21 protein-coding genes are annotated in these 24146 nt (G+C 70.2%); 3 read left to right on the top strand and 18 right to left on the bottom strand.

The features are described from left to right. Window positions 1-34: 34 nt before the first annotated feature. The 11 genes from FD678_RS06210 to FD678_RS06160 form a co-directional block, all read right to left on the bottom strand. A complete protein-coding gene (locus FD678_RS06210; protein ID WP_140720472.1) occupies window positions 35-1291 on the bottom strand; it encodes a glutamate-5-semialdehyde dehydrogenase in 1257 nt (418 codons plus the stop codon). 114 nt (window positions 1292-1405) lie between these two features. Then, the gene (proB, locus tag FD678_RS06205; RefSeq protein WP_140720470.1) at window positions 1406-2560 is read right to left on the bottom strand and encodes a glutamate 5-kinase; all 1155 of its coding nucleotides are present in this window, start codon (window positions 2558-2560) and stop codon (window positions 1406-1408) included. A 13-nt stretch (window positions 2561-2573) separates the two neighbouring features. Next, entirely contained in the window at window positions 2574-2831 is a 258-nt protein-coding gene (locus FD678_RS06200; protein WP_140720468.1) for a YciI family protein, read from the bottom strand. A gap of 135 nt (window positions 2832-2966) precedes the next feature. Beyond that, complete coding sequence (gene argH, locus FD678_RS06195) at window positions 2967-4265, bottom strand: argininosuccinate lyase (protein ID WP_140720466.1); 1299 nt, start codon at window positions 4263-4265, stop codon at window positions 2967-2969. Between the two features lie 75 nt (window positions 4266-4340). Next, entirely contained in the window at window positions 4341-5315 is a 975-nt protein-coding gene (gene argC, locus FD678_RS06190; protein ID WP_140720464.1) for an N-acetyl-gamma-glutamyl-phosphate reductase, read from the bottom strand. 144 nt (window positions 5316-5459) lie between these two features. Beyond that, complete coding sequence (locus FD678_RS06185; protein ID WP_218569549.1) at window positions 5460-6797, bottom strand: acetylglutamate kinase; 1338 nt, start codon at window positions 6795-6797, stop codon at window positions 5460-5462. A gap of 22 nt (window positions 6798-6819) precedes the next feature. Beyond that, the gene (locus FD678_RS06180; RefSeq protein WP_140720459.1) at window positions 6820-7917 is read right to left on the bottom strand and encodes an acetylornithine deacetylase; all 1098 of its coding nucleotides are present in this window, start codon (window positions 7915-7917) and stop codon (window positions 6820-6822) included. Window positions 7918-7924: 7 nt separating this feature from the next. Continuing rightward, window positions 7925-8368: a GNAT family N-acetyltransferase gene (locus FD678_RS06175; RefSeq protein WP_140720457.1), complete on the bottom strand. Its 444-nt coding sequence runs from the start codon at window positions 8366-8368 to the stop codon at window positions 7925-7927. Between the two features lie 145 nt (window positions 8369-8513). Then, the gene (locus FD678_RS06170; protein ID WP_218569548.1) at window positions 8514-9689 is read right to left on the bottom strand and encodes an argininosuccinate synthase; all 1176 of its coding nucleotides are present in this window, start codon (window positions 9687-9689) and stop codon (window positions 8514-8516) included. A 138-nt stretch (window positions 9690-9827) separates the two neighbouring features. Beyond that, window positions 9828-10847, bottom strand: a complete 1020-nt coding sequence (locus FD678_RS06165) for an N-acetylornithine carbamoyltransferase (RefSeq protein ID WP_140720453.1) — start codon at window positions 10845-10847, stop codon at window positions 9828-9830. Window positions 10848-11237: 390 nt separating this feature from the next. After that, window positions 11238-11765, bottom strand: a complete 528-nt coding sequence (locus FD678_RS06160) for a hypothetical protein (protein WP_140720451.1) — start codon at window positions 11763-11765, stop codon at window positions 11238-11240. A 367-nt stretch (window positions 11766-12132) separates the two neighbouring features. Here FD678_RS06160 and cysS point away from each other — a divergent pair, with 367 nt between their 5' ends. The 3 genes from cysS (at window position 12133) to FD678_RS06145 (ending at window position 15409) form a co-directional block, all read left to right on the top strand. Then, window positions 12133-13500, top strand: a complete 1368-nt coding sequence (cysS, locus tag FD678_RS06155; protein ID WP_256661871.1) for a cysteine--tRNA ligase — start codon at window positions 12133-12135, stop codon at window positions 13498-13500. Window positions 13501-13727: 227 nt separating this feature from the next. After that, complete coding sequence (locus FD678_RS06150; protein ID WP_140720447.1) at window positions 13728-14168, top strand: SufE family protein; 441 nt, start codon at window positions 13728-13730, stop codon at window positions 14166-14168. Beyond that, a complete protein-coding gene (locus FD678_RS06145; protein ID WP_140720445.1) occupies window positions 14165-15409 on the top strand; it encodes an MFS transporter in 1245 nt (414 codons plus the stop codon). The genes FD678_RS06150 and FD678_RS06145 overlap by 4 nt, the downstream gene beginning before the upstream one ends. On the opposite strand, the gene FD678_RS06140 is transcribed toward FD678_RS06145, so the two are convergent. Genes FD678_RS06140 through nirB form a run of 7 tightly spaced genes read right to left on the bottom strand, consistent with a single transcriptional unit; the run spans window position 15357 to window position 24136 of the window. Beyond that, window positions 15357-15743 (bottom strand): hypothetical protein, encoded by a 387-nt coding sequence (locus FD678_RS06140; RefSeq protein ID WP_177497580.1) that lies wholly within the window; start codon window positions 15741-15743, stop codon window positions 15357-15359. The two genes, FD678_RS06145 and FD678_RS06140, sit on opposite strands and share 53 nt — an antisense overlap. Then, on the bottom strand, window positions 15740-16297 hold the full coding sequence (locus tag FD678_RS06135; RefSeq protein ID WP_218569547.1) for a molybdenum cofactor guanylyltransferase: 558 nt from the start codon (window positions 16295-16297) through the stop codon (window positions 15740-15742). Before FD678_RS06135 ends, FD678_RS06140 begins: the two co-directional genes overlap by 4 nt. Further along, a complete protein-coding gene (locus tag FD678_RS06130; protein ID WP_140720443.1) occupies window positions 16294-17547 on the bottom strand; it encodes a molybdopterin molybdotransferase MoeA in 1254 nt (417 codons plus the stop codon). Before FD678_RS06130 ends, FD678_RS06135 begins: the two co-directional genes overlap by 4 nt. Before the next feature lie 12 nt (window positions 17548-17559). Then, window positions 17560-18369, bottom strand: a complete 810-nt coding sequence (gene cobA, locus FD678_RS06125) for a uroporphyrinogen-III C-methyltransferase (protein ID WP_140720440.1) — start codon at window positions 18367-18369, stop codon at window positions 17560-17562. A 36-nt stretch (window positions 18370-18405) separates the two neighbouring features. Beyond that, window positions 18406-21330 carry a nitrate reductase gene (locus FD678_RS20375; protein WP_218569546.1) on the bottom strand — a complete coding sequence of 975 codons (2925 nt, stop codon included), beginning with the start codon at window positions 21328-21330 and terminating at the stop codon, window positions 18406-18408. Then, the gene (nirD, locus tag FD678_RS06115; protein ID WP_256661870.1) at window positions 21327-21686 is read right to left on the bottom strand and encodes a nitrite reductase small subunit NirD; all 360 of its coding nucleotides are present in this window, start codon (window positions 21684-21686) and stop codon (window positions 21327-21329) included. Before nirD ends, FD678_RS20375 begins: the two co-directional genes overlap by 4 nt. Then, window positions 21683-24136, bottom strand: a complete 2454-nt coding sequence (gene nirB / locus FD678_RS06110) for a nitrite reductase large subunit NirB (protein WP_140720438.1) — start codon at window positions 24134-24136, stop codon at window positions 21683-21685. The genes nirD and nirB overlap by 4 nt, the downstream gene beginning before the upstream one ends. Window positions 24137-24146 lie beyond the last annotated feature (10 nt).

Below are 24146 nucleotides of genomic sequence, written 5' to 3'. Positions count from 1 at the left end.
AGTATCTGCCCGTGGGACCGGCTCCTACGAGACGCTACTGGATGTTGCGGGTCTGCCCTTCCCCGCGCACCACGAAGCGTTCCACCGTCAGCGCTTCCAGGCCCATCGGGCCATAGGAATGCAGCCGCGTGGTGGAGATGCCGATCTCTGCGCCGAGCCCCAGCTCGCCGCCGTCGGAAAAGCGCGAGGACGCGTTGACCATCACCACCGCCGAACGCAACGCCTGCACGAAGGCCTCGGCATTGCCGGCATCGCCGGTGGCGATCACCTCGGTGTGGTCGGAGCCGTAATGGCGGATGTGGTCGATGGCGGCCTGCAGGCCGGGCACGACGCGCACGGCCAGCACCAGGTCCAGGTACTCGGCGGCGTAATCCTCGTCGGTGGCCGGCGCGATGCCCGGCACCAGCGCACGCGTGGCGTCGTCGCCGCGCAGCTCCACCTTGTAGCCCCGCAGCGCCTCGGCGGCCCTGGGCAGGAACGCGGGCGCGATGTCGGCATGCACCAGCAGCGTTTCCAGCGAATTGCAGGCCGCCGGGCGCGACACCTTGCCGTCCACCAGCAGCCGCACCGCCAGGTCGATGTCGGCCGAGGCGTCCACGAACAGGTGGCACACGCCCTTGTAGTGCTTGATCACCGGCACGCGCGCATGCTCGGCGACGAAACGGATCAGCCCCTCGCCGCCGCGCGGGATCGCCAGGTCGACGATGTCGTTGAGCTGCAGCAGCTCCAGCATGGTCTCGCGGCGCAAATCGGTGACCAGCGTCAGCGCGGCCTCCGGGACACCGGCCGCGGCCAGCGCCCGCTTCAGCGCCGCGGCGATCGCGGTATTGGAATGGATCGCCTCGGAACCGCCGCGCAGGATCACGCCGTTGCCGGCCTTGATGCACAGCGCTGCCGCGTCGGCGGTCACGTTCGGGCGCGCCTCGTAGATCATCGCGATCACGCCCAGCGGGACGCGCACCTTCTGCACGCGGATGCCGTTGGGGCGCACGTCCTCGCGCGTCACCAGGCCGACCGGATCCGGCAGCGCCGCGACCTCGCGCAGCGCGGCGGCGATGCCGGCCAGCCGCTTCGGGTCGAGCGCCAGGCGATCCAGCATGGCGTTGCCGGTGCCCTTCTCGCGCGCCGCATCCAGGTCCTTCGCGTTGGCGGCCAGGATCGCATCGGCATCGTCCTCCAATACCGCGGCCATCGACTCCAGCAAGGCCCGCTTGGCATCGGAAGACAGCGTGGCCAGCGTCTGGGCCGCGTCGCGGCATTGCAGGGCGAGGGTCTTGATGTCTGAGGTCATGGGAATACCCGGAATCGTTCCAAGGGGAGCAGCTGCGGTGGCGGGAGGGACTTCAGTGCCGGCCGACATTATCGAAAAAGCGTCGGGACTGGAGTCCCGCTCACGGGGGAACCATCACAGCAATACCAGGTCGTCGCGATGGATCACGTTCTCGCCGTAGTTGTAACCGAGCAGCGATTCGATGTCGCGCGAATGCCGGCCGGCGATGCGGCGGATGTCCAGCGCGGAATACTGGGCGACCCCGCGTGCCAGGCGTTGCCCGCCCTCTTCGCTCACCCGCACCTCGACCATGTCGCCCCGGCGGAAGTCGCCTATCGCGCCGAGCACGCCCCCCGGCAGCAGCGAAGCGCCTTTCTCGCGCAATGCCGCGGCCGCGCCCGCGTCGACCAGGATCGCGCCCGGTTCGACCGGCGCATGCCGCAGCCAGTACTTGCGCGCGGCGATGCGGGTGCTCGCCGCGCGGATGCGGGTGCCGCGCAGCCGGTCCTGCGCCAACCCGCGTACCACGTCGCTGCTGCGGCCGTTGAAGAGGTAGGTCTCGATCCCCGCCGCGCCGGCCTTGGCCGCCGCCTCCAGCTTGGTGCGCATGCCGCCGGTGCCGACCTTGCTGCCGCTGCCGCCGGCCATCGCCAGCACCTCGCCGGTCAGCTCGGGCACGTCCTGCATCGGCCGCGCCTGCGGGTCGGTGCGCGGATCGGCGGTGTACAGCCCGTCGATGTCGGTCGCGATGAACAGCGCATCGGCATCGACCAGCGCGGCGACGATCGCCGCCAGGTTGTCGTTGTCGCCGAGCTTGAGTTCGTCCACCGACACCGTGTCGTTCTCGTTGACCACGGGCAGCGCGCCGAGCGCCAGCAATTCGGTCAGGGTGGCGCGGGCGTTGAGATAGCGGCGGCGGTTGCGCAGGTCGTCGTGGGTCAGCAGCACCTGGGCCACCGGGCGCTCGAAGAAGCGCTGCCACAACGCGATCAGCTGCGCCTGCCCGAGCGCGGCCAGGGCCTGCCGCGCCGCCATCGCCGCGCCGGCTTCGGCCGCCCTCGGCAGGATCGCGCGCCCGGCCGCGACCGCGCCGGAGGAGACGATCACCAGTTCGCGCCCGGCCGCCAGGTTCGCCGAGACGAACTGCGCCAGCCCCAGCGCGAAGCGCGGCGTGAGCCCGCCGCCATCGGCCGCCAGCAGGCTGCTGCCGACCTTGAGCACCGCGCGCCGCCACGGCGGCAACGGTTGCTCGGCGAAGCATGCGGCGGCATGGGCGGCGGCGTCGGTCATGGCGTTTCCCGGCTCAACGAGCGTTCCATTCGTGCACGGTGAGTTCGGACGAACCGCGCACCGCCAGCGGATCGGTGGCGACGATCGCCCGGGCCTCGTCCAGGCTGCCCACGTTCTTCAGCACGTAGGCGCCGCCGCTCTTGTCACTGAAGCCGCCGGTCAGCACCAGCAGCCCGCGTGCGCGCAGGTCGTCGAGAAAGGCCTGGTGCGGGGCGACGACGGCTTCGTCGAAGTCCGGTTTGCGCATGGCCAGTACGAGATAGTGCTTCATCGAATCGTTTTCCGTAGATCAATCGATTTTTGTGGGAGCGGCTTTTTGTGGGAGCGGCTTCAGCCGCGATCAGGTTTTACTGGCAAAGCCTCATCGCGGCCGAAGCCGCTCCCACAAAAAACCGCTCCTACAGGATCAAAAGCTCAATGCATCCCAACGTGCCCGCAGCGCGTCGAGCTGCAGGTCGGCGGCCGCGCCCGGCGACACGCGCGCGGCCAGGCTGCCTTCCGGCGTGCGTCCCTGCCCCGCCGTGTCGGAGGCGGCGGCGGCGGCCTTGTAGGCCTCGCGGAACGGCACGCCGGCGACGGCCGCTTCCACGGCGACGTCGGTGGCGTACATGCCCGAGTCGATCGCCGCGCGCAGCCGGTCCTCGCGCCAGTCGAGGTTGGACAGCAGCGCCGGCAGCAGTTCCAGCGCGGCCAGGCCGCGGCCGAAGCCGTGGAAGATCGCGCCCTTGCTGGCCTGCAGGTCGCGGTGGTAGCCCGACGGCAGCGACAGCAGCTGCTCGATCTCGGTGCGCGCGGCCGCGACGCTGGCGTGCGTGGCGCGCATCAGCTCGATCACGTCCGGATTGCGCTTGTTCGGCATGATCGAGCTACCGGTGGTGTACTGCGCGGGCAGCGCGACGAAGCCGAACTCGGCGCTGGTGAACAGCGACAGGTCCCAGGCGATGCGGCGCAGGTCCAGCGTGGCGCTGCCGAGCGCCTCCAGCGCGGCCAGCTCGAACTTGCCGCGCGAGAGCTGCGCATAGATCGGCGAGACCTGCATGCGCGCGAAACCGAGCGCGGCGGTGGTGTGGCCACGCTGCAGCGGCAGGTTGACGCCGTAGCCGGCGGCGGTGCCGAGCGGATTGCAGTCGACCAGGGCGAGCGTGTCGGCCGCGCGGATCGCGTCGTCGATGAAGGCCTCGGCCCAGCCGGCCCACCACATGCCCGCCGAAGACACCACGGCGCGCTGGATGTGGGTATAGCCCGGCACCGGCAGGTCCTTCTCGGCGCCGGCGCGGTCCAGCGCGACCTTGGCGGCCTCGCGGCTCAGCTCGAAGACGCGCTTGAGCTTGTCCTTCAGCCACAGCCGGGTAGCGACCAGGATCTGGTCGTTGCGGCTGCGGCCGGTGTGGATCTTGCGGCCGGCATCGCCGAGGCGCTCGGTGAGGCGGAACTCGATCGCCGAATGGCAGTCCTCGTACTGCTCGTCGAGCACGAACGCACCGCTGCGGTAATCGCCGGCCAGCGCATCCAGCTCGCGCAGCAGCCCGGCCAGTTCGTCGGCGGAGAGGATGCCGATGCGCTGCAGGCCCTCGGCATGCGCCTTGCTCGCGGCGATGTCGTAGAGGAAGAACTCGCGATCCAGGATCACGTCGTCGCCGGCCAGGAAGGCCTGGATCTTGGCATCCACGGCAACGCCGGGTTTCTGCCAGAGGAGATTGCTCATGGTTTTTTTCTCGGGATTGGTGATTCGGGATTCGGGATTGGCGAAAGCGGATCCGCTTCGGCGGTGAGGGGGCGCTTACGAATCCCCAGCCGCCGATCCCGAATCCCGGATACTCATCAGCTCGTCCAATCCCAGCGCACGGTTCAGATTCTGCATCGCCTGGGTCGCCGCGCCCTTGAGCAGGTTGTCCAGGGTCGACACCACCACCACGCGCTTGCCGTCCGGCGCCATCGCGAACGCCCCGATCTGCACCCCGTGCCGGCCCGCGACACGGCTGACCCAGGGCGCCTCGTCGATCACCTCCACCAGCGGCTCGTACGCATAGCGCGCCTCATACAGCGCCTTGACCTGCTCGCGCCTGCGCGGCTGCTGCAGCCACAGGTTCACGGTCATCGTGATGCCGCGGAAGTGCGGCGCCACGTGCGGCATGAACTCCACCGGCACGCCCAGATGCGCGCTGACCTCGCGCTCGTGCATGTGGTTGGTCAGCGAGTACGGCATCAGGTTGTCGCGCAGCAGCTCGACGTCGTTCTTGTCCGACGGCGTGGTGCCTGCGCCGGAGTAACCGGACACGCCGAAGCACTGCGGCGGGCCGGCCAGCTGGTCCAGCAACGGCGCGATCGCCAGCTGCATCGCGGTGGCGTAGCAGCCCGGATTGCTGATGCGCTTCTGGCCGGCGTAACGCTCGCGGGTCAGCTCCGGCAGCCCGTAGTACCAGCCCGGATCGAACCGGTAATCGGCCGAGAGGTCCACGATCACCGTCTGCGGCGCGGCGTTCTCCAGCGCCTCCACGAACGGCGCGGCCTTGCCGTTGGGCAGCGCCAGGATCACCGCGTCGGCGCCCTTGGCCGCCACCGCGTCGGCGTCCAGGTTCTCGAAGCGCAGCTCGCCCGAGTAGGCGGCGTTGTGCTCGGCCACGCGCCGGCCGTCCAGCTCGCGCGAGGACACGAACGCCAGTTCGATGCGCGGGTGCGCGGCGACCAGCTTGATCAGCTCGCTGCCGGTGTGGCCGCGCGCGCCGACGATGCCCAGGGTGTATTGCTTGCTCATGCGTGTGCTTCCAGGCGGGACGGCACGCGGCGGGCCACCGCCGCGCGTCCCGCATCGAGGGTGGAGAAAACCGCGGCGGCGCATGGGCGCCACGCGATCGCGCGGGACGTCCCTGTGCTCGGCGGCAGCCGGCCCGGTGCCATCTCAGCCCACCAGCGTCGGCTGCCGCGTCGCGCAGTGCGCCACGCAACGCTGGATCTGCTCGAAGTCGTCCATCCCGTACCAGAACACCTTCCATTTCTCCTGCTTGAAGCAGCCGTCCGACTCGGCGTAGTAGAAGATGTTGACCTGGTTGTTGTGGCGAGAGCGCCAGAACAGGTCCGGGGTCTCCTCGCGCATCACGTTCCAGACCGCGCGCCCCAGGCCTTCGCCCTGGGCGTCGTCGAGCACCGCGAACTTGTCCAGGTACACGCCCTCGGCCTCGTCGGTGAGGATCACCGCGGCGCGGTAGTTCTCGCTGACGTAGGCGCGCAGCAGCCGGGTCCGCTCGAAGTAGTCCGGCAGCAGCTCGCGCCCGAAGCTGGATTCGACCAGGTTCTTCAGCCGCGGCAGGTCCAGCTCGTTCCACGCGGTGGCGCGCAGCACGCGCTCGCCGCGCCGCACCAGCGTGCCCGAGCCCTTGTGGGTGAACAGCTCCTTGGCCAGGTCGGCCGGGCGCGTGATCGAGACCGACGACTCCAGCGGCAGCTTGTCCAGCAGGTCCTTGATCTGCTCGATCTTGACCTTCATGCCGCCATGGATCCACGGCTGCTGGATCAGGTGTTCGTACTCGGTGGACAGGTTGATCGAGTCGATCACCTTGCCGTGCTCGTCGAGCAGGCCGCCGGTGCCGGTCAGGAAGATGATCTTGTACGGCTGCAGTTCGCGCACCAGCTCGTTGGCGGCGAAATCGGCGTTGATGTTGAGGATCTGGCCGCTGGCGGTCTCGCCCAGGCTGGTGATCACCGGGATCGAGCCGGCCTTCAGGCTGGCCTCGATCGGCGCCAGGTTGACCGCCTTGACCTCGCCGACCAGCCCGTAGGTGGCCTGGTCGAGGTAGCCGGCCTCGAACACGCCGCCGGTGATCGAGGTCGCGCGCGCGCCGTTCTGCTGCAAGGCCTCGACCAGGCGCAGGTTGGACGCCTGGAACACCTTGCGCACGATCGCCAGCGCCTCCGGCGAGGTCACGCGCAGGCCGTTGACGGTCCGCTTCTCGATGCCGGCCGCCGACAGCTCCAGGTCCAGCTGCGGGCCGGCGCCGTGCAGCACGATCGGCGTGAGGCCGACTTCCTGCAGGAAGGTCAGCGAGGACGTCAGGTCCTCGAGCTCGTCGCGCAGCACCGCGCCGCCGACCTTGACGACGGCGAAACGCTTGGCGTCCAGCTGCGAGAAGCGCTTGAGGTACTGGCTGATCTCCTTCGCGCTGGCCATGCTCGAAAGCAGGCGCACGATGGTCTGGCGGGTCTGTTTGGTGGCGGCGGGCAGCGACATTTCGATGTTCATGCGGATGGAGGAAGGACGCGGCTCAGCCGGCGCCGTTGATGATGCGGTGGACCGACGCGGCGTAGCGCTGCAGTTGCTCCAGCGTCACGAACTCGTCGGCGGTATGCGCCTGGGCGATGTCGCCCGGGCCGTAGACCAGCGCGGTGTAGCCGCCGGCCGAGAACAGCGAGGCCTCGGTCCAGAAATCGACCGCGTTGCCGATCGGCAGCTCCAGCGCGTCGGCGACGTCGCGCGCGGCCAGCCGGCGCTCCTCGGCACGCGCAATGTCGCCGGACGGCAGGCTCGGGCCGCGGAAGGTTTCCTCGAAATGCGCCGCGGCCGGCTCGGCGAAGCCGGCGAAGGTCGCCAGCAGCGCATCCACGTCCATCGACGGCAGCGGCCGGAAACCGAAGCGCAGCTCGGCGGCCGGCGCGATCATGTTGGCCTTGATCCCGCCCTCGATCCGGCCGATGTTGAAGCGCAATCCGGTCAGGCCGCCGAAACGCGCGTGCGCCAGCGACTCGACGTGGTCCAGCGCGCGATCGCCCCAGCGGATCGCCTGGTGCAGCGCGCTCGCCGAAGGATCCTGCTTGCCGGACGCATGGCCGGCGCGGCCGGCGAACTTCATCAGCACCGAACTGATGCCGCGATGCGCCAGCACCGCCTCGCTCATCGTCGGCTCGGCCACCAGCACCGCCTCGTAGGGGATGCCGCGCGCCAGGAACGCCGCGATGCAGCGCGGATCGTTGGCCTCCTCGTCGGATGAGAACAGGAACGCCGCGTCGCCGTCGCCGGCGTTGGCCGCGGCGATCAGCGCGGCGGCCGCGCCCTTGATGTCGCACACGCCCAGGCCGACCACGCGGTCGTCGAGCCGGCGCATCGCGTGCGGGTCGGCGGTCCAGGCCGGCGAGTCGGGCACCGTGTCCAGATGCACGTTGAACAGATACTTCGGCTTGCCGCGCACCGCGTACAGGCTGACCGCGCCGGCGCCGTGGTCGACCACCTCGACCGCGAACCCCGGCAGTTGCCCGCGGATGTAGTCGAAGATGCCATCGGTCCCGATCGCGCGCGGCGGATTGCGGGTGTCGAAGGACACCAGCTTGTCCAGGTGCGCCAGGGTGTGTTCGAGCAGTTCGGTCATAAGGGGATCAGTGGGCCGCGTCGGCGGTCTGGTAGATGTCGGGACGCGAGATTTCCATCAGCGACTGCGGCCTGGCCGGCGCGGCGAAACCGAACTGCGCGTACAGCCCGTGCGCGTCGGAGGTCGCCAGCATGAAACGGCGCAGGTCCTGCAGGCGAGGATGCGCCATGATCGCGGCCACCAGTTGCTTGCCGTAGCCACGGCCGCGATGCTCCGGCAGCACGAACACGTCGGCGAGATACCCGAAGGTCGCGCCATCGGTGATCACCCGCGCGAATGCCACCTGCCCCGCGCCCTCGGCATAACCGCCGAAGCACAGCGCGCCGTCGATGGCGCGCTCCACCGTCGCGCGCGGGATGCCGCGGCTCCAGTAGGCTTCGGTCGAGAGGAAGCGGTGGACCAGGTCCACGTCCAGCTCGTGCTTGTCGGTGCTGATGCGTAACCGGCTCATCTTCCAGACCAGACGAAAATGTTCCCTTCCCCCGCCTGCGGGGGAAGGTGCCCGAAGGGCGGATGGGGGCGACTTCTTGCCGACATAGGGCCCTCATCCGGCGCTGCACGCCACCTTCTCCCGCGAGCGGGAGAAGAAAGCGGCTTCAGCGGTTGACCTGCGCGTACAGCGTCGAGCTCATCCCGAACAGCTTGATGAAGCCTTCGGCCTCTTCCACGCCCCAGTCGGCCGATTGCGCGTAGGTCGCGCCCTTGGCGTTGAGGATGTGCGGCGAACGCACCGCCACCGCATCGACGCGGCCGCCCCGGGTCTCCAGCACCACCTCGCCGTTGACCTTGGCCTGCGAGGACTTCAGGAACGCCTCCAGGTCGGTCTTCAGCGGATCGTGGTAGAAGCCTTCGTACACCAGCTCCACCCACTTGCGCGCGACGTCCGGTTTGAAGCGGTTCTGCTGCTTGGTCAACACCGCGTCCTCCAGCGCGCGGTGCGCGGCCAGCAGCGAGACCAGGCCCGGCGCCTCGAACACGATGCGGCCCTTCAGGCCGATCACGGTATCGCCGGTGTAGACGCCGCGGCCGACGCCGTACGGGGCGAACAGCTTGTTGAGCCTGGCCAGGATCTGCTCGCCCGGCAGCGCCTTGCCGTCCAGCTCGACCGCCTCGCCCTCGACGAACTTGAGCGTCACCGTCAGCGGCTCGACCGGCCACGCGCTGCGCGGCGCGCACCAGCCGCGCGCGCCCTCGCCCGGCGCTTCCCACTTGTCGATCTCGCCGCCGGACATGGTCACGCCCAGCAGGTTCTCGTTGATCGTGTAGGCCTTCTGCTTGGCGCGCACGCCGAAGCCGCGCTCCTCCAGGTACTTCTGCTCGTAGGCGCGGGTCTGGGTGTGCTCCTTCTGGATCTCGCGGATCGGCGCCACGATCCGGTAGTCGCCCTGCGCCTTGACCGCCAGGTCGAAGCGCACCTGGTCGTTGCCCATGCCGGTGCAGCCGTGCGCGATCGCGTTGGTGCCCAGCTCGGCGGCGCGCTTGAGCGCGGCATCGACGATCAGGTAGCGGTCGGACACCAGCAGCGGATACTGGCCCTGGTAGCCCTCGCCGGCCCAGACGAACGGCTTGACGAAGCCGGCCCAGATCGCCGGGCCGCCGTCGACGGTGACGTGGCTGGCCACGCCCAGCTCGGTGGCGCGCTTCTCGATGAACTCGCGCTCCTCGTCGTCCACGCCGCCGGTGTCGGCGAACACGGTGTGCACGTTCCAGCCGCGCTCCTGCAGGTAGGGCACGCAGAAGCTGGTGTCGAGGCCGCCACTGAAAGCAAGCACGATGTGCTTGCTTTCGTGATTGGCGATTGGTGATTGGTGATTCGAAGAAGCGGTTTGCTGCGACATGGGGGTATCTCTCTACGATTGAACAGTTAAGGGCAGGAGCCGGGCTTGCCTTTACGAATCACCAATCCCGAATCACGAATCACGGCCGCGCACCAGCGCGGCCATGATCGCCTTCTGGACGTGCAGGCGGTTCTCGGCCTCTTCGATGGCGATGCAGTTGGGCGAATCCATCACCGCGTCGGTGGCCTTGACGTTGCGGCGCAGCGGCAGGCAGTGCGAGAACACGCCGTTGTTGGTCAGCGCCATCTTGCGTTCGTCGACGATGAAGTGCTTGTACCGGTCGCGGATCGGCTTCTCCGGCTCCCAGTTGCCGAAGTACGGCAGCGCGCCCCAGCTCTTGGCGTAGACCACGTCGGCGCCGGCATAGGCGCTGTCGATGTCGTGGCTGACCTGCAGCGAACCGCCGCTCTCGGCGACGTTCTGCCGGGCCCAGTCCATGTAGCGCTCGTCCAGGATGTAGTCCGGGGTCGGGCACAGCAGGGTCACGTCCATGCCCAGGCGGGTGGCGATGGTCAGCGCCGAGTTGGCGACCGCGGTGTTGAGCGGCTTGGGATGGTAGGTCCAGGTCAGCACGTACTTCTTGCCGCGCAGGTCGGAGGTGCCGAAGTGCTCCTGCAGCGCCAGCGCGTGCGCCAGCTCCTGGCACGGATGGGTGATGGTCTCCATGTTGATGACCGGGACCGGCGAGTACTTGGCGAAGGACTTCAGCACGATGTCCTCGCGGTCGTACTTCCAGTCGACGAACTTCGGGAACGCGCGCACGCCGATCAGGTCTACGTAGCGGCCCAGCACCCGGGCGACCTCGGCGATGTGCTCCTCGGTGTCGCCGTCCATCACCGTGCCCAGGTTGAACTCGATCGGCCACGCGTCCTTGCCCGGCTGCAGCACCACCGCATGCCCGCCCAGCTGGAACGCGCCCAGCTCGAAGCTGGTGCGGGTGCGCATGGACGGGTTGAAGAACACCAGCGCGATCGATTTGCCCTTCAACTCGTTGCCGAGCCTGTTCTGTTTGAACAGCGCGGCCTGGGTCAACAGCGCGTCGAGTTCGGCGCGGCTCCAGTCCTGGGTGTTCAGGAAATGCTTGAGGGACATCGATCGATCCTTTGTTGCGTGGGGCCGACGCGGCTGCGGCGGGTGCGCGGGATGCGCGGTTTTATTGCGGTTGAAACCTTGCCGGCCCGAAAACGAAAAAACCCAGCCTCAGGCTGGGTTTTCCGAACGGACAGCACGACGCTCCGGTTACCCAGCGGAAATGTGGGGTTCCGGTCGACGCGCGCGCGAGGTCATGCCGGAGGCCATCCGGGCGGCGCTGGTGTCGTGCTGGTAAGCGGTCGGCTTCATAGGGCGCGAATCCTCGCACGCATGGCGGGCGGGCGCAAGCGCCCGGAGCCGGATCTCTTCACATGGAAACGCGGCTCTCGGAGGGGCTCGCCGTTCAAACCCCGGCGCATGGCTGTGCCGTGCTCTCGCGAGGGACTCGCCCTACCGCGCCGGCGCCAGGATCGCGTCGGGGATGTAGGGCGTCACCGACACCCGCACCCGCAGCCGGTTGCCCGGGTCCTCGGGCAGGCGCGAGCGGTACTTGGTGCCCTTGTAGACATAGTCCACGTCGTAGGCGATCGGCCGGCGGAACTCGCGGGGGACTTCGACGATCTTGCAGTTGCGCCGGGTGCTGGTCGGCGGCGGGGCCGGCGACTGCGCCGGCTCGGGCGTCGTGGGACGCTTGCTGAAGATGTCCTTCACCGAATCCATCATCCGCGAGAACCGGCCCTCTTCGGCCGGCGCCTGCCTGGCCTGGACCTCGGGCTCGGGTTCGCACTGCTCTTCAGTGCGCGTCGCGCGCAAGGTCTGGTAGACCGGCTCGACGTTGAGCACCTGCGCGTAATCCAGCTTGACGTTCTCGACCACCACCACCCGGTTCTTGACCGCATCGTCCTGCCCCGCCGCCCAGGCGCAAAGCGGTAGGCAGGCCAGCGAGCAGAGCATGAGGAGCAGGATGGAAGAACGCATCAGCACCGGCAGGCGGATGTAAGTAATTCCTTAAGTGTAGGGACGGACCCGCGCCCGGGGCTGAACGCCACCCGTCCGGGGGCACCAACCCGGCGCGGAGTGTGCTATGGCACGGCATCGCGACGGCACGCGCCGGGACCAAGGGGAAACGAGCCGCTCCTCCACGACCGTGCGACCACGGTGCGGGCACGCGCGGCGGTCCGCGGGTTGGAAGATCCCCAACCTGGCCGCGCGGCTCGTCCCGGCGGCCAGGCCGGCATGCCCCCGCAGGGCTCCGGGCCCGGCGCGAACCGCCCCCGGGAGCGATGGCATGCCCCAGCCCCTTCCCTGAGCGTAGAATCGTCGGGCTTTTCCACCCCCGATGCCGATGAGCCTGCGCCTGCACAACAACCTGACGCGGCGGGTCGAACCGTTCGCGCCGCTCGATCCCGCCTGCCCCACGATGTACGTCTGCGGGCCTACCGTCTACAACTACGTCCACATCGGCAACGCCCGCGGCCCGGTGGTGTTCGGCGTGCTGGCCGCGCTGCTGCGCCGGCGCTACGGCGCGCTGCGCTACGCGCGCAACATCACCGACGTGGACGACAAGATCAACGCCGCCGCCAAGGAACAGGGCGTGCCGATCTCGGCGATCACCGAGCGCTTCGCCGCCGCCTACCGCGAGGACATGGCGGCGCTCGGCGTGGCCCCGCCGGACATCGAGCCGGAAGCCACCGCGCACATCCCGCAGATCGTGGCGATGATCGAGGGCCTGATCGAGCGCGGGCACGCCTATGCCGCCGAGGGCCACGTGCTGTTCTCGGTCGCCAGCTTCGACGGCTACGGCAAGCTGTCCCGGCGCGATCCGGAGGAGATGCTTGCCGGCGCGCGGGTGGAAGTCGCCCCCTACAAGAAGGACCCGGGCGACTTCGTGCTGTGGAAGCCGTCCTCCGACGACCTGCCCGGCTGGGATTCGCCCTGGGGCCGCGGTCGCCCGGGCTGGCACATCGAGTGCTCGGCGATGGCCGCCGCGCACCTGGGCGAGACCATCGACATCCACGCCGGCGGCGTCGACCTGCAGTTCCCGCACCACGAGAACGAGGTCGCGCAGAGCGAATGCGCCCACGGGGGCAAGACCTTCGCGCGGTTCTGGCTGCACAACGGCATGCTCAACTTCGGCGGCGCCAAGATGAGCAAGTCGATCGGCAACATCGAGCGCGTCCACGACCTGGTGCGCAAGCATCCGCCCGAGGCGCTGCGCTATGCCCTGCTCTCCGCGCACTACCGGCAGCCGCTGGACTGGTCGGATGCCCTGATCGAGCAGTCCAGGAACACGCTGGACCGGCTCTACGGCACCTTGCGCGACCTCGCCGGCGTACCGGCCGAGCCCGCCATCCCGGCGTCGGTCGAGGCGGCGCTGGACGACGACCTCAACACTCCGCAGGCATTGGCCGAGGTCGCCCGCATCGCCGCGGAAGCGCGCAAGGCCGAGGACGCGAAAGAAAAGGCGCGGCTGAAGTCGCAACTGCTGGGCGCAGGCCTTGCGCTCGGCCTGCTGCAGCAGGCGCCCGAAGCCTGGTTCAACCGTGGTGCCTCCGGCGAGGACGACGCCCGCATCCAGGCCTTGATCGACGAGCGCGCCGCCGCCAAGAAGGCACGCGACTTCGCCCGCGCCGACGCGATCCGCGAGCAGTTGGCCGGCGAAGGCGTTGTGCTGGAGGACACGCCGCAGGGCGTACGCTGGAAGCGTGCTTGAAGCTGTTGCCTTCTCCCCCTGGGAGAAGGTGCCCCGCAGGGGCGGATGAGGGTACGGGCGAAGCCTAGTGCAGTTCAGCAGTAGGGGCTGCGCCCTCGTACCCTCACCCCCACCCGTGCACCGGCCCGCGCCACTGGCGCTCCCGGGCACGCGCCAGTGGCGCGCAAACCGTGCCTTCTCGCCCCCAAAGGGAGAGGGGCCCAGATCGCAAGATTCCGAGTTTTCCAATGACCGATTCCCCCTTCCCGCTCGAACCCACCGCCGCCGAGGCCCAGGCCGCCATCGCCGAGGAATTCTCGTTCTTCGGCGACTGGTCCGAGCGCTACCAGTACCTGATCGACCTCGGCCGCAAGCTGCCCGCCTTTCCCGACGAGTGGAAGACCGAGGAACACCGCCTGCATGGCTGCCAGTCGATGGTGTGGATCGTGCCGGAGGGCAACGCCGAGCGGCTCGTGTTCCATGCCGTCAGCGACTCGGCCATCGTCTCCGGGCTGATCTACCTGGCGCTGCGCGTCTACTCCGGGCGCAGCGCGGCGGAGATCCTCGCCACCGAGCCGAGCTACATCGCCGACATCGGCCTGTCCAAGCATCTCTCGCCGACCCGCAGCAACGGCGTGGCCGCGATGCTGGGCTTCATCCGCGATACCGCCCAGGCGCAGACCCGGTGAGCGGGGCGGCCCCCGCCGACGGCGGCATCCGTGGCCTGCTCGCCCATCCCGGCTTCGTGCTGGTGCTGGCCTACCGCATCTGCGGCATGCTCTCGTACCAGATCGTCGCGGTCACGGTCGGCTGGCACATCTACCAGATCACCGGCAACCCGTTCTCGCTGGGGCTGATCGGGCTGGCGGAGATCCTGCCGTTCTTCTGCGTGGCGCCGTTCGCCGGCTACCTGGTCGACCACCTGCCCCGGCGCCGGCTCGGCATGGCCGCCACGCTGGGGCTGGTCGCCACCGCCGCGATCCTGCTGGCGGTCGCCCGGGGGTGGATCCCGATACGGGGCGTCTGGCCGATCTACGCGGCGATCGCGCTGACCGGCATGGTGCGCTCGTTCCTGAGCCCGATCTACAACGCGCTGTTCGCGAAGACGCTGCCGCGCGAGGCCTACGCGCGCGGCGCCAGCCTGGGCAGCGTGGTGTTCCAGGCCGGCATGGTGATCGGCCCGGCGCTGGGCGGCGTGCTGGTCGGCTTCGGCGGCAGTGCGCTGGCCTATGCGGTCGCGGCGGGCGTCGCGCTGGCGGCGATGCTGGCGCTGCTGGTGCTGCGGATCGAGGAACCGGCGCACTCGGGCACGCGCGCGCCGATCTTCCGCAGCATCGCCGAGGGCGCGCGCTTCGTGTTCTCCAACCAGATCATGCTCGGCGCGATGGCGCTGGACATGTTCTCGGTGCTGCTCGGCGGCGCGGTGTCGATGCTGCCGGCCTTCATCCACGACATCCTGCACTACGGGCCGGAAGGGCTGGGCATCCTGCGCGGCGCGCCCGCGCTGGGCTCGGTGCTGGTCGGCCTGTGGTTGGCGCGGCATCCGCTGCAGCGCAATGCCGGCCGGGTGCTGCTGTGCGCGGTGGCGGGCTTCGGCCTGTGCACGATCGCGTTCGGCCTGTCGCGGCATTTCTGGCTGTCGGCGGCGATCCTGCTGGCCTACGGCATGTGCGACGGCGTCTCGGTGGTGGTGCGCCAGACCATCCTGCAGTTGGCCACGCCGGACGAGATGCGCGGCCGGGTATCGTCGATCAACGGCATCTTCATCGGTTCGTCCAACGAGCTGGGCGCGTTCTACGACGGCACCATGGCGCGGCTGATCGGCCTGGTGCCGGCGGTGGTGCTGGGCGGCTGCGTGACCCTGGCCGTGGTCGCGGTCACGGCCTGGAAGGCGCCGAGGCTCCGCCGCCTCGACCTGCGCGACCTGTAGCGGGGGCTTGCCGCGGCAGGCGCTTGCGCGCGCTGTCGCGCACGTCCACCTCGAACGCCAGCGCGAGACCCTGGACCTGGTACTCCAGGCCGTCGCGGCACGGCAGCCGCGCGACGTAGGCTTCCACGTCCGCGCGCGGCAGGCTCAGGCGCCAGTGGCCGGCACCGCAGTCCAGCGCCGGCGCGGATCGCGCGCCCAGGACGAGGGACTGCACGAGCTCGCCGGCGCCGGGCAGCACCGTCCGGTTGACCGCCTCGGTCCCCGCTAGCAGGGCGGCAAGCTCGGCCTCGTCGATGCGGAAACGCACGCCCTGCCCTTGCATCTGTACTTTCATGCGCGAAGCGCCTCCCATTGCTCCGGGGTATTGCAGTTGGCCAGCGCGGCTTCGGCACCGGCGTCGAGCGCGAGTTCGGCGCATCCCAGCGCCTGCTGCAGCGCGCGCAGCGAACGTTCGCGTTCCGCGGCCGCGACCAGGCGGTCCAGCGTCGCGCGGCTCGCCTCGTCCAGCCGCATCCGCATCGGCAGGCGCTGCCCGGAAAAGACCGCGCACTCGGCCGGCGCGGCCAGCAGGCGGCACAGCAGCGCGGTCGTCAGCCTCGGCATGTCCACCGGCACCACCAGCAGCGTTCCGTCCGGCAACGCCGCCGCGGCGCTGTGCAGGCCGCCCAGCGGGCCCAGGCCGGGCCGCCGGTCGGCGATCGCGTCGTACTGCGGATAGTCGCCGCTGACCACGACCCGATGCGCGCCGGCGCTGCGCAGGAGGTCCTGCATGTGCTCGATCAGCGGCCGCCCCTGCCAGTCCAGCCCGGCCTTGTCGCGGCCCATGCGCGTGGAACCGCCGCCGGCCAGCACCAGTCCGGTCCAGGCTTGCCGGTCCGGCAGGCTCATGCGTGCGGCTCCTGGAACCGCACCGGCTGCCAGTGCCCGGGCCCGAAGACGTCCACGCAATCGCCCTCGGCGGCTTCGGCCACGCCTTCGGGCAAGGCCGCCCAGGCATTGGCGGCCAGCATCGGCATCAGCCGGAACGACTCCTGCCCCGGCAGGACGCCGACGCGCAGTTGCCCCCCGTCGTCGCAGCGCAGGTGCGCGCGCGCGTAGAAACGCAGGCCCTCGCGCTTGCCCACGCGCCCGTCCAGGCGCGCGCGCAGCGGCGTTTCCGCAGGCAGGCCGAGCATCTCGCGCAACGCCGGTTCGACGAAGAAGCGCGATCCTACCGCGCTGGCGACCGGGTTGCCCGGCAGGCCGAAGAACAACGGGCCTTCGTCCAGTTCGGCGAACAGCAACGGCTTGCCGGGCCGGATCGCGACCTTGTGGAAGCCGATCCGCGCGCGCCGGGCGCGCAATGCCTCGGGCACGAAGTCGTAATGCCCCATCGAGACCGCGCCGGTGCTCACCACCAGGTCCACGCCCAGCGCCAGCACGCGGTCGAGGATGCGCTGGAACGCCGGCGCGTCGTCGTCGACCACGCCGTGCCATGCCACGTCGGCGCCGGCCGCCTGCAATTGCGCGACCAGGAAAGGCCGGTTGCTGTCGCGGATCTGGCCTGGCTGCAGCGCCGCCGCCGGATCGGCCACCAGCTCGCGGCCGGTGGCGATCACCGCGACCCGCGGCCGCCGCCGCGCGGCCACCTGCGCCACGCCCAATGCCGCGAGCAACATCAGCTGCGGCGCGAGCACGCGCGTGCCGGCATCGATCACGGTACTGCCGGCGGCCACGTCCTCGCCGCGCCGGCGCAGGTGCTGGCCCGGCGTCGCCGGGTCCAGCAGCCGGATCGTCCCCGGGCCGGCCCCGGTCTGCGCCAAGACCTGCACGCGCTCCACCGGCACCACCGTATCGAGGCCGTCCGGCAACTGCGCCCCCGTCATGATTTCCCATGCACCGCCGGTGGCGGCACGCCCGCGGTCGCCGGCCGCCTGGCGGCCGTCCACGCGCAGCTCGGTGCCCGCCGGCACCACCAGCCCACGGGCCTGCAGCGCGAAGCCGTCCATCGCGGCGTTGTCGAACGGCGGCAACCAAGCGCCGCTGACCACCGGTTCGGCCAGTACCCGGCCCTGCGCCTCGGCCGGCGCCAGCGATTCCGCCGGCATGCGCGGCGCGGCGCGGCGCACGATCGCCAGCGCTTCGTCGCAGCCGATCATCGGCGGCCGGCGTCATCGCGCCCGTGCAAGGCCTGTCCGGACCGCTCGTTCCTCGCCTGCAACTCCATCGTTCTCCTCCGATCGCATCGCCAGCGGCCACGCCTGCGCCAACGCGCCCCCTACCAGGATCACGCCGGGCGAGCCGGTGTCCAGCCCTTCGGCCAGCGCCGCCAATCCGTCCAGCGTGGTCAGGTGCGCCTGCTGGTCGGGCCGGCTGGCATTCTGCACCACCGCCGCCAGAGTGCTGCCCGGGAGATGCCGGCGCAAGCCGTCGGCCACGGCGCCGGCGCGGCGCATGCCCATGTAGATCGCCAGGGTGGTGCCGGTGGCGGCCAGCACGCCCCAGTCCGGCTCGCCATGGTCCTGGGTATGCGCCGTGACGAAGGTGACGCCGTGGCAATGCTCGCGATGGGTCAGGGAGATGCCGAGCCCGGCGGCGGCGGCGAACGCCGCGCTGACGCCGTTGACGATGCGCACCCCGATGCCGGCGCGGCGCAGGAACTCGATCTCCTCGCCGGCCCGGCCGAACATCAGCGCATCGCCGCCCTTGACCCGCACCACGCGCAGTCCCTGCAGGGCATAGCGGCGCATCAGCCGGCAGATGAAGTCCTGCGGCGTGGAACGGCAGCCGCCGCGCTTGCCGACGCGGATCACCCGCGCCCGGGGCGCCAGTTCGACGATCTCCGGATCGACCAGTTCGTCCAGCAGCAGCACCTGCGCCGCGGCCAGCGCCTTGGCCGCCTTGAGCGTGAGCAGCTCCAGGTCGCCGGGGCCGGCGGACAGCAGCACGACCTCGCGCGGACGGGATTCGGTGATCGGCATGGCGTTATTCCTGGCGTAGGGGCTTGGACTTGGGGATCAGGCCGGCTGGGCCTGTTGCTGGTACATCCGTGCGAGTTGCGGGACGCAGGAGCCGCAGACGCTGCCGCAGCCCAGGCGTTGCTTGAGCGCGGCGACATCCGCGCCGCGCTGCAGTTCGGCCTGGATCGCCGATTCGGTGACCTGGCGGCAGCTGCACACGACCGGGTCGCGGCGCGCGCCGGCGCCCTGCGAGAACACCGACAGCCGCGTGCCTTGCCATGGCTGCCCGGACAGCGCGGCGTCGAGCAGGCCCTGGCTGGCGGCGCTGCGCTGGGGCTCGGCCAGCAGCAGGCCGTCGATATGGCTGTGGCCGTCGTGCACGCGCCAGCCGACGCGGCGGATCAGGCCGCGGCGCGCGTCGCGGTATTCCAGCGTGTCGGGGCCGGCCGGCAGGTCCAGCGCATCCACCAGCCGCTGCATCCAGGCCGCATCCGGCGCCGTGGCGCAGGCCGCGCGCAGCACCGTCCAATGGCCGAGCTCGGGCGCGCCCGGCTCGGCATGCAGGCCCAGGCCGGCGTAGCCGCACTCGCGCAGCAGCGGTTGCAGCGCGCGTTGCAGCGCCAGCGCGTCGCCGCGCCGCGCCGCCAGCAGGTGCCAGCCGAACTCGGCCTTTTCCACGCGCACCGCCGCATGCTTGAGCTCGGGCTGTTGCGAGCGCGCGTCCACCGCCGGGATGCTGACCTCGTTGATGCCGCCGCTGGACAGGAACTGGCCGCTCCAATGCATCGCGGCGAACACGCACCCCGAGCGCACCTCGTCGGACAGCTCCAATGGCAGCACCAGTTCGCCGCGCTTGCTGCTCACGCGCACCAGTTCGCCGGCCTGCAACCCGCGTCGCGCCGCGTCCTCCGGGTGCATGCGCAGGCCCGGCTCGGGGCTGTGCGCGAACAGCGCCGGCACGCGCCCGCTGCGCGACATGCCGTGCCACTGGTCGCGCAGGCGGCCGGTCAGCAGGCGCAGCGGATAGCGTGCGGAGGTCGCCTCGGCGACCGGACGGTAGGCGGTGGCGTGGAAGCGCGCGCGGCCGTCGGCGGTGGCGAAGATCCCGTCGGTATAGCGGCGTGCCAGGCCCTGGCGGGCGCCGGCGGGGAACGGCCACTGCTGCGGGCCGTCGCTCTCCAGCCTGGCGTAGTCGAGCCCGCCGATGTCGAGGTCGCGGCCGAGGGTGAGGCTGCGGTGTTCTTCGAAGATCGCGGCGGGCGTGTCGAAGCCGAACAATGTCGGCGCGGCTGAGGTGCCGTCCCACCAATTTCTGGTCTCGTCATTCCCGCGAAAGCGGGCATCCATGGGCTTCACTTGCAAGGCGCCAACGTCCATGGATTCCCGCTTTCGCGGGAATGACGAAGAAGAAGCATTGGAGTTCTCCAGCTTCGCCTCCATCCGCCGCGCCACTTCGCGCGCGATCCACCAGTCCGCGCGCGCCTGCCCCGGCGGCGCGACCGCGGCGCGCACGCGGGTGATGCGGCGCTCGGAGTTGGTCACCGTGCCCTCCTTCTCGCCCCAGCTCGAGGCCGGCAGCAATGCATCGGCGTAGGGCACGGTGTCGGTGCCGGCGAAGGCCTCCTGCACCACCACGTATTCGGCCCGTTGCAGCGCCTCGCGCACGCCGGCGATGTCCGGCATCGAGTGCACGGGGTTGGTGCAGGCGATCCAGACCGCCTTGATGCGCCCCTCGCGCAAGCCTTCGAACAGCTTCACCGCGGCCGCGCCCGGCCGCGGCGAGATCCGTCCTTCGGGCAGGCCCCACAAGCGTTCCAGCTCGGCGCGGTCCGCGTCGCTGCCGATCTCGCGGTGCGCGGCCAGCATCGTCGCCATCCCGCCGACCTCGCGCCCGCCCATCGCGTTGGGCTGGCCGGTCAGCGAGAACGGCCCGGCGCCCGGCTTGCCGATCTGGCCGGTGGCCAGGTGCAGGTTGATCAGCGCCAGGTTCTTGTCAGTGCCGTGGGCCGATTGGTTCAGGCCCATGCAGTACAGCGACAGCGCCGCGGGGCTGCGCCCGAACCATTCCGCCGCCTGGACCAGGTCTTCCGGCGGGATGCCGCAGATCTCCGCGCTCATGCGCGGGGTGTAGTCCCGCAGCAGGCGCTTGAGGTCGGCGAACCCTTCCGTATGCGCGGCGACGAATTCCGCGTCCACCAGGCCCTCCCAGACGAGGTGGTGCAACATGCCGTTGAACAGCGCGACATCGGTGCCCGGCTGGATCGCCAGGTGCAGGTCGGCCATCGCGGCGGTGTCGGTGCGGCGCGGATCGACCACGATCCAGCGCACCTGCGGATCCTCGGCGCGCGCCTGCTCCAGGCGGCGGAACAATACCGGGTGGGCATAGGCCATGTTGCTGCCGGCGAACAGCACGGTCCGGGCCCGCTCCAGGTCCTCGTAGCAGGTCGGCGGGCCGTCTGCGCCGAGCGCGAGCTTGTAGCCGGTCACCGCGCTGGACATGCACAGCCGCGAGTTGGTGTCGATGTTGTTGGTGCCGACCAGGCCCTTGGCCAGCTTGTTGAAGACGTAGTAGTCCTCGGTCAGCAGCTGGCCGGAGAGATAGAACGCGACCGCGTCCGGCCCGTGCCGGCGCACGATGCCGACCAGCCGCGCCGCCACCGTGTCCAGCGCTTCGTCCCAGTCGACCGGCCGCCGCGGCGCCTGGCGCTGCGAACGCAGCTCCGGCACCAGCACCCGCCCGGCGTGGCCGGCGACGGTCTGCGGCAGGCTGCGGCCCTTGCTGCAAAGCCGGCCATGGTTGGCCGGGTGCTGCGGGTCGCCGTCGATCCCGACGATGCGCTCCCCCTGCGCATCGGCCTCGCTGTGGATCAGCACGCCGCAACCCACGCCGCAGTAGCAGCAGGTCGAGCGCGTGGTGCGACGGACCGCGACCGCCTCCCCTACGGCCGCCTCCGGCGCTGCCGGCGTGGCGCCTTCGCTCATGCCGGTTCCAGCGCCTGCGGCTGCAGCGCTTCGCGCGGCACGATCCACACCGCGCCGTCCTCGACCTTCACCGGGTAGCGCGGCGTGCAGCCCACGTCCGGCGCGCAGGCCTGGCCGCTGTCCAGCCCGATGTTCCAGCCGTGCAGCGGGCAGGTCACGCTCTCGCCGCTGACGATGCCCTGCGACAGCGGCCCGCCCTTGTGCGGGCAGCGGTCGCGCAGCGCGAACACCTTGTCGCCCGCGGTGCGGAACAACGCGATCGGCGCCATTCCCTCGATCTCCAGCACGCGCGCGCCCAGCGGCGGCAATTCGTCCAGCGCGCACACGCGTATCCAGCGGCCCGTGCCCATGCTCATTCCTCCACCGTCGCGGCCGGTGCGGCGATCCGCAGCGGCTGGTATTCCCGGTTGCGCTCGCCGGCGACGCGCGCGCTCCACGGATCGGCCAATCCGTCCAGCGAATACAGCAGGCGCTCGTAGAGCGCGCGCCGGCTCCCGGCGTCGTCGACCACCTTCTGCTTGACGTAATCCAGTCCCACCCGCGCGATGTAGTGCACGGTACGGTCGAGGTAGTACGCCTCCTCGCGGTACAGCTGCAGGAACGCCCCGGTGTACTCCTTCACTTCCTCGGCGGTCCTGACCTTGACCAGGAAGCGCGCGACCTCGGTCTTGATGCCGCCGTTGCCGCCGACGTGGATCTCCCAGCCCGAGTCCACCGCGATGATGCCCACGTCCTTGATGCCGGATTCGGCGCAGTTGCGCGGGCAGCCGGACACCGCCAGCTTGACCTTGTGCGGGCTCCACATGTTGGCCAGCATCGTCTCCAGGTCGATGCCCATCTGCGTGCTGTTCTGGGTGCCGAAGCGGCAGAACTCGCTGCCCACGCAGGTCTTCACCGTGCGGATCGACTTGCCGTAGGCGTGCCCGGACTTCATGCCGAGGTCGCGCCAGACATCGACCAGGTCCTCCTTCTTGACCCCGAGCAGGTCGATGCGCTGGCCGCCGGTGACCTTGACCATCGGGATCGCGTACTTGTCGGCGACGTCGGCGATGCGGCGCAGCTCGGAGGGGTTGGTCACCCCGCCCTTCATCTGCGGCACCACCGAGAACGTGCCGTCCTTCTGGATGTTGGCGTGCGCGCGCTCGTTGATGAAGCGCGACTGCGGGTCGTCCACCGCCTCGTGCGGCCACGTCGAGAGCATGTAGTAGTTCAGGGCCGGGCGGCAGGTCGCGCAGCCGTTGGGCGTGCGCCATTCCAGGAACGCATAGGCCTGGACGTGGCTGAGCAGCCGGTGCTCGCGCACGGCCTTGCGCAGTTCGCCGTGGCTCAGGTCGGTGCAACCGCACACCGCCTTGGTCTTGGGCGTCTCCTGGAAGTTCGAGCCCAGGCAGTTCATCAGGATCTGCTCGACCAGGCCGGTGCACGAGCCGCACGAGCTGGCGGCCTTGGTGTGCTTCTTGACCTCGTCCACCGTGAACAGGCCCTGCTCGCGCACCGCCTTGACGATCGTGCCCTTGCACACGCCGTTGCAGCCGCAGACCTCGTCGCCGTCGGCCATCGCGCTGGCGCGGTCCTGGCCGGCGGTGCCGGCATCGCCGAGCGCGGTCTCGCCGAAGATCAGCTGGTCGCGCTGGTCCTGCACCGGCGTGCCGTCCTTGAGCAGCTTGAAGTACCAGCCGCCGTCGCCGGTGTCGCCGTACAGGCATGCGCCGACCAGCTTGTCGTCGCGGATCACCAGCTTCTTGTAGACGCCGCCGGCCGGGTCGGACAGCACGATCTCCTCGGCGCCGTCGCCGCCCATGAAATCGCCGGCCGAGAACAGGTCGATGCCGGTGACCTTGAGCTTGGTCGAGGCCACCGAGCCCCTGTAGATGCCGATGCCGAACTGCGCCAGGTGGTTGGCGCAGACCTTGGCCTGCTCGAACAGCGGCGCGACCAGCCCGTAGGCGATGCCGCGGTGGTTGGCGCACTCGCCGACCGCGTACACGCGCGGGTCGAAGCTCTGCAGGCTGTCGTTGACCACGATGCCGCGCGAGCAATGGATGCCGGCCTCCTCGGCCAGCCGGGTGTTCGGACGGATGCCGGCGGCCATCACCACCAGGTCGGCCGGGATCTCGCTGCCGTCGGCGAAACGCACGCCGACCACTTCGCCGGCCTCGTTGCCGAGGATCGCGCTGGTGGACGTCTCCAGGCGGAAACGCAGGCCGCGCTCGCTCAAGGATTTCTGCAGCAGGCCGCCTGCGACCGGATCGAGCTGGCGCTCCAGCAGCCAGCCGGCCAGGTGCACGACGGTCACGTCCATCCCGCGCAGCTTCAGGCCGTTGGCGGCCTCCAGCCCGAGCAGGCCGCCGCCGATCACCACCGCGTGGCGCTTGCTGCGCGCGGTCTCGATCATGGTGCGGGTGTCGTGCATGTCGCGGTAGCCGATCACGCCCTTCAGGTCCTTGCCCGGCACCGGCAGCACGAACGGCAGCGAGCCGGTGGCGATCAGCAGGCGGTCGTACTCGGCCTCGGTGCCGTCGGCGGCGATCACCCGCCGGCGCACCCGGTCGATCCGCACGACCTCCTTGCCCAGGTGCAGGCGGATGCCGTTCTCGGCGTACCACGACAGGGGGTTGAGCACGATGTCGTCGAAGTCCTGCTCGCCGGCCAGCACCGGCGAGAGCAGGATGCGGTTGTAGTTCGGGTGCGGCTCGGCGCCGAACACGGTGATGTCGTACATGCCCGGCGCGAGCTTGAGCAGCTCCTCCAGCGTGCGGATGCCGGCCATGCCGTTGCCGATGACGACCAGTCTGGGTTGTTTCATGGCGTCCTCA

Source organism: Pseudomonas sp. Hp2, assembly GCF_006386585.1.
Lineage (GTDB): Bacteria > Pseudomonadota > Gammaproteobacteria > Xanthomonadales > Xanthomonadaceae > Pseudomonas_S > Pseudomonas_S boreopolis.
The sequence above is the reverse complement of the archived record's forward strand: the minus strand, read 5'-3'. Positions and strand labels throughout refer to the sequence as shown.

What these genes read in the sequence shown, in the direction of transcription:
- FD678_RS06210 (WP_140720472.1), bottom strand. Translation starts at nt 1,291, where the DNA reads ATGACCTCAGACATCAAGACCCTCGCCCTGCAATGCCGCGACGCGGCC.
- proB (WP_140720470.1), bottom strand. Translation starts at nt 2,560, where the DNA reads ATGACCGACGCCGCCGCCCATGCCGCCGCATGCTTCGCCGAGCAACCG.
- FD678_RS06200 (WP_140720468.1), bottom strand. Translation starts at nt 2,831, where the DNA reads ATGAAGCACTATCTCGTACTGGCCATGCGCAAACCGGACTTCGACGAA.
- argH (WP_140720466.1), bottom strand. Translation starts at nt 4,265, where the DNA reads ATGAGCAATCTCCTCTGGCAGAAACCCGGCGTTGCCGTGGATGCCAAG.
- argC (WP_140720464.1), bottom strand. Translation starts at nt 5,315, where the DNA reads ATGAGCAAGCAATACACCCTGGGCATCGTCGGCGCGCGCGGCCACACC.
- FD678_RS06185 (WP_218569549.1), bottom strand. Translation starts at nt 6,797, where the DNA reads ATGAACATCGAAATGTCGCTGCCCGCCGCCACCAAACAGACCCGCCAG.
- FD678_RS06180 (WP_140720459.1), bottom strand. Translation starts at nt 7,917, where the DNA reads ATGACCGAACTGCTCGAACACACCCTGGCGCACCTGGACAAGCTGGTG.
- FD678_RS06175 (WP_140720457.1), bottom strand. Translation starts at nt 8,368, where the DNA reads ATGAGCCGGTTACGCATCAGCACCGACAAGCACGAGCTGGACGTGGAC.
- FD678_RS06165 (WP_140720453.1), bottom strand. Translation starts at nt 10,847, where the DNA reads ATGTCCCTCAAGCATTTCCTGAACACCCAGGACTGGAGCCGCGCCGAA.
- FD678_RS06160 (WP_140720451.1), bottom strand. Translation starts at nt 11,765, where the DNA reads ATGCGTTCTTCCATCCTGCTCCTCATGCTCTGCTCGCTGGCCTGCCTA.
- cysS (WP_256661871.1), top strand. Translation starts at nt 12,133, where the DNA reads ATGAGCCTGCGCCTGCACAACAACCTGACGCGGCGGGTCGAACCGTTC.
- FD678_RS06150 (WP_140720447.1), top strand. Translation starts at nt 13,728, where the DNA reads ATGACCGATTCCCCCTTCCCGCTCGAACCCACCGCCGCCGAGGCCCAG.
- FD678_RS06140 (WP_177497580.1), bottom strand. Translation starts at nt 15,743, where the DNA reads ATGAAAGTACAGATGCAAGGGCAGGGCGTGCGTTTCCGCATCGACGAG.
- FD678_RS06135 (WP_218569547.1), bottom strand. Translation starts at nt 16,297, where the DNA reads ATGAGCCTGCCGGACCGGCAAGCCTGGACCGGACTGGTGCTGGCCGGC.
- FD678_RS06130 (WP_140720443.1), bottom strand. Translation starts at nt 17,547, where the DNA reads ATGATCGGCTGCGACGAAGCGCTGGCGATCGTGCGCCGCGCCGCGCCG.
- cobA (WP_140720440.1), bottom strand. Translation starts at nt 18,369, where the DNA reads ATGCCGATCACCGAATCCCGTCCGCGCGAGGTCGTGCTGCTGTCCGCC.
- FD678_RS20375 (WP_218569546.1), bottom strand. Translation starts at nt 21,330, where the DNA reads ATGAGCGAAGGCGCCACGCCGGCAGCGCCGGAGGCGGCCGTAGGGGAG.
- nirD (WP_256661870.1), bottom strand. Translation starts at nt 21,686, where the DNA reads ATGAGCATGGGCACGGGCCGCTGGATACGCGTGTGCGCGCTGGACGAA.
- nirB (WP_140720438.1), bottom strand. Translation starts at nt 24,136, where the DNA reads ATGAAACAACCCAGACTGGTCGTCATCGGCAACGGCATGGCCGGCATC.